General features: G+C 61.7%; 7 protein-coding genes. 3 read left to right on the top strand and 4 right to left on the bottom strand.

Annotated features, from left to right (window positions below; genetic code table 11):
• Positions 1–13 precede the first annotated feature (13 nt).
• Positions 14–3,517 carry a PAS domain-containing hybrid sensor histidine kinase/response regulator gene (locus ABID12_RS02065; protein ID WP_354432899.1) on the bottom strand — a complete coding sequence of 1,168 codons (3,504 nt, stop codon included), beginning with the start codon at positions 3,515–3,517 and terminating at the stop codon, positions 14–16.
• A gap of 166 nt (positions 3,518–3,683) precedes the next feature.
• Here ABID12_RS02065 and ABID12_RS02060 point away from each other — a divergent pair, with 166 nt between their 5' ends.
• Positions 3,684–4,850, top strand: a complete 1,167-nt coding sequence (locus ABID12_RS02060; protein WP_354432898.1) for a pyridoxal phosphate-dependent aminotransferase — start codon at positions 3,684–3,686, stop codon at positions 4,848–4,850.
• A gap of 27 nt (positions 4,851–4,877) precedes the next feature.
• Here the strand turns inward: ABID12_RS02060 and ABID12_RS02055 are convergent, their stop codons facing one another.
• Positions 4,878–5,477 (bottom strand): TetR/AcrR family transcriptional regulator, encoded by a 600-nt coding sequence (locus ABID12_RS02055; RefSeq protein WP_354432897.1) that lies wholly within the window; start codon positions 5,475–5,477, stop codon positions 4,878–4,880.
• Positions 5,478–5,615: 138 nt separating this feature from the next.
• On the opposite strand from ABID12_RS02055, the gene ABID12_RS02050 reads away from it, so the two are divergent.
• Together ABID12_RS02050 and ABID12_RS02045 are read left to right on the top strand one after the other, a co-directional pair.
• Positions 5,616–6,791 carry an HlyD family secretion protein gene (locus tag ABID12_RS02050; RefSeq protein ID WP_354432896.1) on the top strand — a complete coding sequence of 392 codons (1,176 nt, stop codon included), beginning with the start codon at positions 5,616–5,618 and terminating at the stop codon, positions 6,789–6,791.
• Positions 6,784–8,322: a DHA2 family efflux MFS transporter permease subunit gene (locus ABID12_RS02045; RefSeq protein ID WP_354432895.1), complete on the top strand. Its 1,539-nt coding sequence runs from the start codon at positions 6,784–6,786 to the stop codon at positions 8,320–8,322. Before ABID12_RS02050 ends, ABID12_RS02045 begins: the two co-directional genes overlap by 8 nt.
• A 24-nt stretch (positions 8,323–8,346) precedes the next feature.
• Here ABID12_RS02045 and galE read toward each other — a convergent pair whose 3' ends face one another.
• Both galE and lacZ read right to left on the bottom strand, forming a co-directional pair.
• The gene (gene galE / locus ABID12_RS02040) at positions 8,347–9,339 is read right to left on the bottom strand and encodes a UDP-glucose 4-epimerase GalE (protein WP_354432894.1); all 993 of its coding nucleotides are present in this window, start codon (positions 9,337–9,339) and stop codon (positions 8,347–8,349) included.
• Positions 9,340–9,378: 39 nt separating this feature from the next.
• A complete protein-coding gene (gene lacZ, locus ABID12_RS02035; protein ID WP_354432893.1) occupies positions 9,379–12,414 on the bottom strand; it encodes a beta-galactosidase, LacZ type in 3,036 nt (1,011 codons plus the stop codon).
• Positions 12,415–12,448: the final 34 nt, after the last annotated feature.

Raw genomic sequence — 12,448 nt, 5'->3', positions numbered from 1 at the left:
CGGGGTGGTGGTCCTATTCGGCCGCCGCCCTGTGAAAAATCGCGATCTGGTTGAGGAAGGCGCGCAGAAGCGCCGGTTTCAGCGGCTTGTGCTGCACGACGATATCCTCTTCCACCGCCAGATCGCGGACATCCTGCGTCCGGTCGGCGGTCAAGAGCAACGCCGGGATATGGCGTGCGAAATGTTCCCGCAGGCTGATGACGGCCTGCACCCCGCTGTCGCCGCCATCAAGATGATAATCGGCGATGATGACATCGGGGCGCGTTTCAAGAGCGCAGGCGGCATCGGCATTCGCGGCGGTGTAGACCTCTGCCCCCCAGCCTCCGAGCAGCACGCGCATGCCTTCCAGTATGGCCACTTCATTGTCGATGCAGAGCACCTTGAGGCCGGAAATTGCCTGATCCGGCAATCGACCTGCCGCCCTGCCCGCCTGTGCCACTGTTTCCGTGCCGGCTTCGGCCAGCGGCACGGTAATCCTGAAGACCGTTCCCTCGCCCGGCCGCGAAGCCAGCGAGACCGGATGGGCAAGCATGCGGGAAAGCCGGTCGACAATCGAAAGACCGAGACCAAGCCCCTGCGCGGCACGCGCCCCTTCGTCCAGACGGGTGAATTCGCCGAACACGGTTTCCGCCTTCGAGGCCGGAATACCGATCCCGGTATCATGCACCTCGATCACCGCATGATCGCCGCGCCGGCGCACGCCGACCAGAACCTTGCCGGTCATCGTATACTTGATCGCGTTCGACACCAGGTTCTGCACCAGCCGCCTGAGACCCTGGGTGTCCGAACGCACCTTGAGCGAAGATTTCACCACCGTGAATGTCAGTCCGCGCTCATCGGCCAGCGGGCGGAAATCGGTTTCGACCCGCTTCAGCATGTCGCCGAGGTTCACGGCCGTGAAATGCGGTTTCATCGCGCCCGCATCGAGCCGGGAAATATCGAGAACGGCGCCGAGAATATCCTCGACCGACTGCAATGCGGAATCGATCTTGTCAGTGAATCCGCGTTCTTCCCCCTCCGCCGGCATGCGCTCGCCAAGCGCGGTGGCATAAAGCCGCGCGGCATTGAGCGGCTGCAGGATATCGTGACCGGCGGCGGCAAAAAACCGGGTCTTGCCGATATTGGCTTCGTCGGCCGCCGCCCGCGCAACCCTGAGCGCCTTGTTGACCTCGGTAAGTTCGGCCGTGCGGGCCACAACACGCTGCTCCAGCGTTTCATTGGCCTGTTTGAGCGCCAGATCGGCTTCCACCCGTTGCGTGACGTCGGTGAAGGTGACGACCATGCCGGCTTCCGGCATGGCGCGCGACTGCACCTCGATAATCCGCCGTCCACTGTCGAGCACCATCGGAAAGGCGCTTTCATGGGCGCGCAGACGCCTGAGCGCCTCGCGCGCCTCGTCGCCGGTCAGATCCCCGCGCGAAGACAGCCGGCCCATGATGTTGATCAGCGGATAGCCCACCTGGCCGACTTCCTCCGGCAGATCGAGCAGCGCGCGAAAACGCTTGTTCCAGACGGTAAGCCTGTTCGATGCATCGAAAACGGCGATCCCCTGATCGATCTGGGCCAAAGCGGTCTGCAACAGGCCCTGATTATATTGCAGCGCCTCGCTTGCCTGATCGAGCAGGAAGGCGGCATCGCCCGAGGCAGCCTCCGCACGCTGCAATACCAGCGACAGCACAAGCCGCGCCGAGGACGAGCCGATGGCGCTGCCGAGCAATTGTTCGGAGAAGTGAATGAGCGCCATATCGGCCTGTTCGTCATCGCTCATCCGGCGACCGGCATTGCGTTCGAAGGTCGCAAAGGAACGGGCGGTGCGTTCCGTGCCGAGATAGCCGTTCAGCGTTTCGCGCAGCATGCCGACGGAAACGCCCGTGCCGATTCCACGCGCCGACGACTGCCAGCGTGGCTGGCGTTTGACGAAAATGCCCGACTGGATGCGCTCCAGCGGACGGGACTGGCGGCTGAGCGAACCGAAGACGAGGCCCGCCATGTTGATGAGCAGCGAAAGGCAGGTGACGTTCAGGAGGACATCGGCATCCGCTCCGGTGAACAGGCCCGTTCCCGGCAGGATAAAATTCATCACCTCGCCTGCAATCGCCGAGTGATCTGGACCGCCGAGACTTGGCACAAACAGGAGATAAACCCAGGTGAGAAAGCCGAGCGAAAGCCCGAGAATGGCGCCGCGTGCATTGGCCGTGCGCCAGACGAGACCGACAAACAATGCCGGCGCCACCTGTGCAATCGCGGCGAATGCCAGAAGCCCGATTGAAAACAGGCCCCGGTCGCCGTCGATATGCCGGTAATAGGCATAGCCGAGCAGCATGACGCCGAGGATGGAGGCCCGGCGAATATTGAGCAGCAGCGAATGGAAATCCTGGCGGTGCGCCTCACCGGCAATCATCCGCCGTCTGAGCAGGATCGGGGTGATGATATCGTTGGACAGCATGATGGCAAGCGCCACGGAGGCGACGATGACCATTGCCGTTGCCGCCGAAAACCCGCCGAGAAAGGTGACCAGCGAGATCAGCGGTTGGCCCTGGGTGAGCGGCAATTGCAGCACGTAAAGATCGGGATCGACACCCGGACCGAGTGTCATCGCACCGCCGATGGCAACCGGCATGACCAGAAGGTTGATCGCAATCAGATAGGCGGGAAACAGAAAACGGGCGAGGTTCAGTTCCCCCTCGCTGCGGTTTTCAACGACCGTGACATGAAACTGGCGCGGCAACAGCAGGATGGCAAAGCCGGAGAGCACCGTGAGCAGCACCCAGCGGCTGATCGGTGTTTCATAGGTGAGCGCGGCCGACGCCGCCACGTTGTCCCGGGCGGCGGCCAGAAGATCCGCCGGCCCCTCAAACAGCACGAACAGCACGAACAGGCCCACCGAACCGAAGGCCACCAGCTTGACGACCGATTCCATCGCGATCGCCAGGATCAGCCCGTCCTGATGCTCGGTCGCGTCCGTATGGCGAGTGCCGAAGACGATGGCAAAACTTGCCAGCGCCAGCGTGACGACCAGCGGCAGGCCGACGCCGAAGGCCGCACCGAGGGAGGAAAGATCGACCGTGCCGCCGACCATGACCGAAACCGAATCCGAGACCGCTTTCAGTTGCAGCGCGATATAGGGAATGGCGGCCGCCAGCGAGATCAGCGCCACAAGTCCCGCCACGATCGGGTTCTTGCCATAGCGGGCGGCGAGGAAATCGGCCGCGGAGGTGAGCTTTTCGGATTTTGCCAGTGATACGATGCGCCGGACCACCGGCATGCCGACGGTGAACACCAGAATGGGGCCGATATAGATACCGAGAAATTCCAGCCCGCGCGTTGAGGCAAGGCCGACCCCGCCGAAATAGGTCCATGAGGTGCAATAGACGGCCAGCGACAGCGCATAGACGAAGTTGCGGCCCGACCGCGGCGCAAGCTCGCGCTTTGCCCGCCGGTCGCCATAGCTCGCCACGGCAAACAGCAGCATGATGTAAAGCAGCGCCGCCAACAATATCAGCCAGCCCGGCAGCATGAAACGCCTCCCTTCGGGACCGGTTTCACCATAGGCTATCGACGCCCGGTTTGAAATGCGACTGTTGCAGCAGGAACCATCACAAAAAACAATGATTCCGGGCTCGAATTTGATGGAACGCAGACGGTTCTCCGCATTACAACAGGATGACCACGGAGAACCCTGCATGACATTGACAGACAGCCTCAGCCGAAGGGCCACGCAAGCGCCGGAAAGCGGCATCGTCGAAATCATCAATTATGGCCGCGAGCGCGACAATCTTCTGCCGCTGTGGGCCGGCGAGGGCGATCTGCCGACGCCGCAGTTCATCTCCGATGCGGCCAGGGTTGCACTCGACAATGGCGAAACCTTCTATACCCATCAGCGCGGCATTCCGCCGCTGCGCGCGGCAATCGCCGATTATTATGCCCGCCATTTCGGCGCAAAACTGTCGCCGGAGCATATCTATGTCACCGGCTCGGGCATGCATGCGATCAAGATCATGGTCGAGGCGATGACGGATGTCGGCGAGGAGGCGATCTATTTCACCCCCGCCTGGCCGAACATCGCGGCCGCTCTCGGTGTGTCGGGCGCAAGACAAGTCGGCGTGCCGCTCGAATTTACCAACGGTCGCTGGAACCTCGATCCGGCCCGGGTGGAAGCGGCGATCACCGACAAAACCCGGATGATCTTCGTCAACACGCCGGCCAACCCGACCGGGTGGACGGCAAGCCTTTCAGACCTTTCCGCCCTGCTTGAGATTGCGCGGCGGCATGGCATCTGGATCCTGGCGGACGAGATTTACGCCCTTTATCATTTCGCCGGCGGCCGTGCGCCGTCCTTCCTCGACATCATGGAAGAGGGCGACCGGATCGTGTTCGTCAATTCGTTTTCGAAGAACTGGTCGATGACCGGCTGGCGTGTGGGCTGGCTGGTGGCGCCGCCGGAAATCGGCGACACCATCGAAAACCTCGTGCAATACACCACGTCCGGCGTGGCCCAGTTCATGCAGCAGGGCGCGCTTGCCGCCATACGCGACGGCGACCACGTCATTGCCGAGAATTTCGAGCGCGCCCGCGCCGGCCGCGACATTCTCTGCGACCGGCTTCTGGCCACCAACAGGGTCGAAACGCTGAAGCCCGACGGCGCGCTTTATGCCTTCCTGAAAATCGACGGCATCACCGACAGCCGCCGGGCAGCACTGGATATCGTCGACAAGACCGGCGTCGGCCTTGCACCCGGCTCCGCCTTCGGGCCGGGCGGAGAACCGTTCCTCAGGGCCTGCTTCCTGCGCAATGCCGGCCAGCTGGAAGACGCGGCCGAGCGGCTGGCCGACTATATCGGCAGGCTCTAACACCGCCTGCCTTCATCTTCTCAGGCTCTATTCACGGCCGCCGCGATAACCAACAAGCGGCAGGAATATTTCGTCTGTGATCTCCGCGATCGATTGATCGCTCGCCGGTTCCAGCGTCATCATCATCTCGTTGCGCAGAAGATCGACCGGCAGCGAGATGACGCGCGGTCGAATAACCCGGTCCTCGATCTCGCCGCGCGCGATTGCCCGGCTCAGCAATATTTCCATGACATGCTGTTCGCGCGAGACGATCTGGGTCTTCAGCTTGGCCGGACTGGAATTGGTCTCGCGGAAAAAACCGCTGAGCTCGACCGAAATCAACGAGCCCATACGTGTGCGCCGTTCGACGATGTGACGCATGAGGCCGATCACATCGTCTCTCAGATTGCCCGTATCGGGAATCTCGAGCGGATTGGCGGCCAGATGGTGGCGCATGGCCGCAACCGTCAGTTCCGCGACATTCGGCCAGCGGCGGTAAAGCACCGGCCGACTGGTGCCTGCTCGCCTTGCGACCGCCTCCATGGTCAACGCGGCATAGCCCGCTTCCATCAGCGCGTCCCACGCGGCCTCAAGGATCGCGGCTTCCAGTGCTTCGCCACGTCTGCGTTCGGGCTTCGGATTCGACATCTACACCTCAATAAGAAACACCAATGAATCCTATTGACAGGACACATCGGTAATATTAGATACATTAATGTATCCTATTTGCCAATGTCCCAATTGACAATTCCGCCGCGACAACGGCCATTCTTCCAGGAAAAGGTCATGAGCAGTTCCTCCGACCAGAATGTTTCGGTCGAGCCGACAATGGCTGCCGACGAAAATAATGCAAACACGGTTTCCGCAAAACGCCGCAGGCCGGGCCGTCTTATCCTGATGGCCTCGGTGCCGGTGCTGTTGGCCGTCATCGGCGGTTATGTCTATGTCACCGGCGGACGCATCGTCTCGACCGAAAATGCCTATGTCAGCCAGGATCAGGTGCGGATCGTGCCGCAGGTCAGCGGCGAGATTGTTGCGATCGGCCCCGGCGAAAACGACCGGATCGACAAAGGCAGCCTGCTGTTCCGGATCGACGATGCAACCTATGTAAACGCCGTTGACCAGGCGAAAGCCGCGGTCGCTTCGGCAAGACTGGATGTCGAGAAACTGAAAACCGACTATCTGAAAGCCGTTGCCCAGCTCGACACCGCCGAAAAGGCACTGGATATCGCCCGCACGCGCCAGAGCCGCCAGAAGACGCTTCTTGGCCAGGGCGCAGTCAGCCAGACCGCGCTCGACGAGGCCGACCTGACGCTGAAGACAGCCGAAGGCTCGGTCACCGGCGCCAGACAGGACGTCGCCAGCGCCAGAGCTGCCCTTGGCGGCGACCCGGAGATCGAAACCGACAGACATCCGGATGTCATGGCTGCCCTTGCAAGGCTTTCGGCGGCAGAACTCAACCTGGAACGCACAAGGGTCACGGCGCCCGCCGATGGCATCGTCACCCAGACCACGTCGCTCAGACCCGGCCAGTATGTCTCCACCGCGTCCAGTGTGCTCACCCTTGTCGAAACCGCTTCGACCGTGATCGAGGCGAATTTCAAGGAAACGGAACTGACCCACATGCGGGCGGGCCAGCCGGTCGAAGTCACGATCGATGCCTATCCCGACACGACCATCAGCGGTTCGGTTGAAAGCATCGGCGCCGGCACCGGCTCGGCCTTTTCACTGATCCCCGCCCAGAACGCCAGCGGCAACTGGGTCAAGGTGGTCCAGCGCGTTCCGGTCCGCATCGCGCTCAACCTCGATGACCGTGCGCCGCCGCTGCGCATCGGCATGAGCGCCACGGTCGACGTCGATACCGGACATGCGCGCGGCCTGCCGCACTTCGTTGAAAACGGGCTGGCAGCTCTTGGTCTCGGCGAGACGGCAATTGCCGCAACCGGTGCGCGGAATGAGTGACGCCACGGCCGAGCCGATGGATATGCTCAACGTTCCCTTCAAGGGCCTGTTGTCCATATCCATCATGCTGGCAACCATCATGCAGGTGCTGGACACCACCATTGCCAATGTGGCGTTGCCATCCATGCGCGGCTCGCTTGGCGCCAGCCAGGATCAGATCACCTGGGTTCTGACCTCCTATATCGTTGCCTCGGCAATCATCACGCCGGTCACCGGCTGGCTGTCCGACCGCTTCGGCCTTCGGCAGGTTTTTATTGTTTCCGCAGCCGGGTTCGTTGTCGCCTCGATGGCCTGCGGCATGGCCTCAAGCCTCAACGAAATGGTCGTGTTCCGCGTACTCCAGGGCCTGTTCGGCGCCTGCCTCGTGCCGCTGTCGCAAACCGTTCTGCTCGACATCAACCCCCGCGAACGCCATGGTCAGGCCATGGCCATATGGGGCATGGGCGTCATGCTCGGCCCGATCATCGGCCCGACGCTGGGCGGCTGGCTGACGGAGAACTGGGGCTGGCGCTATGTCTTCTACGTCAATCTGCCGGTCGGTATTCTGGCCATTGTCGGCATGATGCTGTTCCTGCCAAAGACGCCGCCAAAGGTGCGCCGCTTTGACTTTTTCGGTTTCGCCATGCTGGCCATTGCCATCGGCGCGCTGCAGCTGGTGCTCGACCGCGGGCAGGCCGAAGACTGGTTCCAGTCGACGGAAATCTGGATCGAGACCGGCCTGTTCGTCTCCGGCCTCTGGGTTTTCGGCATCCATATCCGCAACGCCCGCGACCCGTTCATTTCACTGCATGTGCTCAAGGACAAGAACCTGCTGACAGCCCTTGCCCTGAGCGCGCTGGTCGGCGCCATGGTCCTCGGCGGCTCGGCGCTGCTGCCGGCCATGTTACAGGACGTGCTCGGCTATACCGCCAGCCGTTCGGGCCTGATCATGGCCCCGCGCGGATTGGGCACGATGATCGCGATGATGATCTATGGCCGGCTCTCCAACCGGATCGATAGCCGCATCGCCATCCTGCTCGGCCTGTCGCTCACAGCCTGGTCCATGCATATGATGACGGGCTTTTCCGTCAGCATGGGCGAACAGCCGATCATCGTGACGGGCATCATTCAGGGTTTTGGTCTTGGCCTCGTCTTCGTGCCGCTCTCCGCGCTTGCCTATGCAACGCTCGAGGCGCGCTACCGGGCGGAAGCGGCCGGCGTGTTCAACCTGGTGCGCAATATCGGTTCCAGCGTGGGCATCTCGCTGCTTTCGACAGTGCTTGCCTGGAACATCGCCATCAACCGCACGGAAATGACCGCAAAGATCGTCGAAAGCGGCCCGCGCCTCGCCGATGTCGCGGAAAAAACCGGCTTCGGTCATCAAATTCTGGTGTTCCTGGTCAATTCGGAAATCAACCTGCAGGCGGCAATGATCGCCTATCTCGATGATTTCAAGCTGATGATGCTCGTGACCATCGCACTGATGCCGCTGGTGCTGATCATGCGCAAACCCGGCGCGATCAAGGTTTCGCCCACCGACGCCGGACACTGACTGCCCGGCGTCGGCGGGTCTCTGTTACAGCTTGACGCGGCCCTTCACCAGCTGGTCTTCCCAAGCCAGCGCGTGGCGGACGATGGTTTCGAGATCGTCATATTGCGGCGCCCAGCCGAGGATTTCGCGCACCCGGGCGGAATCGGCCACCAGCGCCGGCGGATCGCCGGGGCGGCGCTCGGCCATGTCGACGCGGAAATCGACGCCGGAAACGCGCTTGATGGCACCGACCACCTCAAGCACCGAAAAGCCGTGACCATAGCCGCAATTGGCGACAAAGTTGTCGCCGCCGTTCAAAAGGTGCATCAGCGCCTTCACATGGGCATCGATCAGGTCGGTGACGTGGATATAGTCGCGCAAGCAGGTGCCGTCCGGCGTGGGATAATCCGTGCCGAAGATCTGCATGCGGTTGCGCCGTCCGGTGGCGGCCTGCGCGGCGATCTCGATCAGGTGGGTGGCATGCTCACGGGTCTCGCCGGTACGGCCCTGAGGATCGGCACCGGCGACGTTGAAATAACGCAAGGCCGCATATTTCAGGCCGTAGGCTGCCGCACTGTCACGCAGCATCACCTCGGTCATCAGCTTGGACCAGCCATAGGGCGAAACCGGCTGCAGGTTCTGCTCCTCGTCCAGCAGATCGACGCCCGGCTCGCCGTAGACGGCAGCGGTGGAGGAAAACAGGAAGGCCTCGACCTTCGCGGCAACCGCCGTCTCGATCAGCGCGCGCGATTTGACCGTGTTGTTTTCGTAATAGGTCAGCGGATCAGAGACGGAATCGGACACCACGATGGAGCCGGCGAAATGGGCGATGGCATTGATGTTTTCATCGGCGATCAGCTTGGAAACCAGCTTCTTGTCGGCAATGTCGCCTTCAACCAGCTTCGCCTTTTCCGGGATCAGTTCGCGGTGCCCGGTCGAAAGATCGTCGATCACCACGACATCTTCGCCGCGGTCGGTGAGTGCATGCGCCATATGACTGCCGACATAGCCGGCGCCGCCTGTTACGAGTATTGCCATTTCATCAATCTCCTTGTCAGCACGAAACGTGCCCTGAAATCACGAATTGCCTTTTAAACCGATCGGCACGACAGAGAATGCGAGAGAAAGCGGTTCATTGGAAGGTATGTTGTAGGGGTCGTGCACCGGCGCGCCCCAGCTGTCATCACCGCCGACACCCATCTGCCGCGCGGCGATCGTCACCACCGTTTTGGTAACCGGCGGCAGTTCCTCCGGCCGTTCCGCCGTCTCAAGCTCCATCGTGCCATAGGGCAGCGCGTTGAATTCGAACGGCTTTCCTTCGGCAGCAAAGCGCAGGCCCCGGCCGTTTTCATCCATCACTTCGGCAAAACGCGTGCCGGTGCGGTTTCCGCATTCCTGCGGCACCGAATAGGGCGTGAGATTGCCGGCAACGGACCGCTCGTCGATACCCAGACGCGCGCCGCGGCACCGGTCGGCATAGTTTTCCTCCGGCCCGAGCCCGTAATAGCGGAAGCGGTCGAATGCCGGCGCCATGGTGAACTGCAGGCCGAATATCGGCAGATTGGACAGCCCCTCAGCCCCCGGAAAACCAGCCGTGACATGGATACGCCCGTCGCGCCCGACCCGATAGGTGACCTCCGGCTCAACAGCAAGACCGGGCAGCGTGAAACGGTAACGCACGGATGGCTCGTCGCCCTCGGCGTCAACCACCACCGGCCCGCGCTTGTAATAAAGGTTTGCCGCCTGCCAGACAGCACAATCGAAGCCGTGATTACGGCCGCGGTCATTGTCGGTCATCGCCCGCCAGAAGGTGAGGCGCGGCGGGCGGCGCATGAACTCGATGCCGTCCGCCCTCAGCGAGGTCATGCCGCCGAAGATTTCCGAAAACAGTGCAGAATAGTCCGGCGTTTCAACACCGAGGTGAAGATCACCGCGGATGGGCTTCAACGCCACCGGCGCGGAAGCTGCAACATCGCCCTCCACCTGGAAGACATGTTCGCCGAAGGCGACCTCATGGCCGGCTTCCGCCCACAGCGTTTTCGCCTTCAGGCACAGCGATGCCTGTACGGCATATTCACCGGGTGCAAGGTCGCCGGGCAGATCGAACGGCACGGTCGCGGTTTCACCCGCCGCAATCTCCGGTTCCATCGTGGTTGAAAACACCGCGACGCCATCCTTCAAAAGCCGGATGCCAAGAGACAATGCAGCGGAAGAGACGAACAGGTTGCGGTTGCGGATCGTCACCGCCTCACGCGCAGGACTGATGGCGAAAGGCTGATAGAGCGCCCTGACTTCCTGAACTTTCGGCGTTTCCTCCCGCCACGCGGTCACGATGCCATCGGTGCAGAAGGTATAATCGGACGGCCGGTCATCGAAATCACCACCGAGGCCGAGCCGGCGGTCGCCCTTGCCATCGCCCAAAGCCAGCGCCTGATCGATATAGTCCCAGATGAAGCCGCCCTGATAGTGCGGATATTTGTCGGCAAGATCGGTATAAAGATGCATACCGCCGCAGGAATTGCCCATGGCATGGGTATATTCGCACAGGATGAACGGCTTTTGCGGATCGTCTTTCAGCCACGCCTCAACATCCCCGGGCCGCGCATACATCCGGCTTTCCATGTCGGATGTGCCGTCATACCGCCGGTCGTGAAAGACGCCCTCGTAATGGACCAGCCGCGAGGGATCGCGCGCGCGCAGCCAGTTCGACATATCGTAAATGACGCGGCCGCCGAAGCTTTCATTGCCGCAGGACCAGATCAGGATGGAAGCGTGGTTCTTGTCGCGCTCCAGCATCGAACGGCCCCGGTCCAGCACGCAGTCGCGCCAGTCCGGCCGGTCGCCGGGCACCACCCAGCTCGGCTCGATCTTGTTATCCTTCTGCCACGACCCATGGCTTTCCAGATTTGCCTCGTCGATCACATAAAGCCCGTATTCATCGCACAGCCGGTAGAAGGCCGACTGGTTGGGATAATGGCTGGTGCGCACCGCGTTGATGTTGTTGCGCTTGAAGAAGCGCACATCAAACAGCATGTCCTCATATGTCACCGCCCGGCCCCGGACCGGATTGAACTCGTGCCGGTTGACACCGTTGAAGACGATGCGCCTGCCGTTCAGATGCATGACCCTGTCGACGATCTCGAACCGGCGGAAGCCGACACGTTCGGCGATGAATTCGGCGGTCGTCCCGTCGGCATTTCTCAGGGTAATGGCCAGATCGTAGAGATTGGGCGCTTCGGCGCTCCAAAGGTCCGGCGACGCGACATCGAAGACCGGTTCCATGTCCTCTGCCGCTGCGAAATTCTGCGGCGCAACCACCCAATTGCCGTCCCGGTCTGAAAGCGCCACTTCAACACGCACACCGGGGTCCGCGAACGCGATTTTCATCGCGAGCTTCAGCTTTGCCGCAGTAAAATCGTCGGAAAGATCGGTGGTGACGAACAGGTCTTCAAGATGAAGCGCCGGCTGCTTTTCCAGCCAGACATCGCGGAAAATACCGGTCAGCCGCCAGAAATCCTGATCCTCGATCCAGCTTGCCGACGAGCGCTGGAACACCTGAACCGCCAGCCGGTTTTCGCCATCGGCGATCAGGCCGGTGACATCGAAGCGCGAGGGCGTGAAACTGTCCTCGCCATAGCCCACGAACACGCCGTTGAGCCAGACGAAGAACGCCGTCTCGACACCGTCGAATGTCAGCACCACCCGGCCGGTTCCGGGTATGCTGGTGAAGGTGAAATCACGTATGTACGAACCAACGAGATTGTCCCTTGCCACCTCCGGCGGCCGCAGGGCCTCGCGGCCCTCCCAGGGATATTGCGTGTTGACGTACTGGTTTTTCCCGAACCCCTGAAGCTGCATATAGCCGGGCACTTCGATCGCATCCCAGCCGGAAACATCAAAATCGCGCGCATGAAAACCTTCGGGACGCGCATCGACATTGTCCGCCAGGCTGAAGGCCCAGCGGCCGGAAAGGCTCTGACGCAACGGATTGTCCGTCCCGCGTGATGCGGCTTCGGCAGACGGCCAGGCAATATGATCGGAGACGGGATCGAGACGGTTGACCGCAAACACCTGCGGGTCGGCAAGCCATGCGATGTTCGGCTGTGAAGACATTGCTCCTCTTTCTGCGTCTTCGCGCGTCGTCACC

This window comes from Martelella mangrovi (assembly GCF_040545495.1).
Lineage (GTDB): Bacteria > Pseudomonadota > Alphaproteobacteria > Rhizobiales > Rhizobiaceae > Martelella > Martelella mangrovi.
This window is presented reverse-complemented; position numbering and strand designations above follow the sequence as displayed.

Bases quoted from the DNA above. Each gene is read 5' to 3' on its own strand.
- ABID12_RS02065 (WP_354432899.1), bottom strand. From the start codon at position 3,517: ATGCTGCCGGGCTGGCTGATATTGTTGGCGGCGCTGCTTTACATCATG.
- ABID12_RS02060 (WP_354432898.1), top strand. From the start codon at position 3,684: ATGACATTGACAGACAGCCTCAGCCGAAGGGCCACGCAAGCGCCGGAA.
- ABID12_RS02055 (WP_354432897.1), bottom strand. From the start codon at position 5,477: ATGTCGAATCCGAAGCCCGAACGCAGACGTGGCGAAGCACTGGAAGCC.
- ABID12_RS02050 (WP_354432896.1), top strand. From the start codon at position 5,616: ATGAGCAGTTCCTCCGACCAGAATGTTTCGGTCGAGCCGACAATGGCT.
- ABID12_RS02045 (WP_354432895.1), top strand. From the start codon at position 6,784: ATGAGTGACGCCACGGCCGAGCCGATGGATATGCTCAACGTTCCCTTC.
- galE (WP_354432894.1), bottom strand. From the start codon at position 9,339: ATGGCAATACTCGTAACAGGCGGCGCCGGCTATGTCGGCAGTCATATG.
- lacZ (WP_354432893.1), bottom strand. From the start codon at position 12,414: ATGTCTTCACAGCCGAACATCGCATGGCTTGCCGACCCGCAGGTGTTT.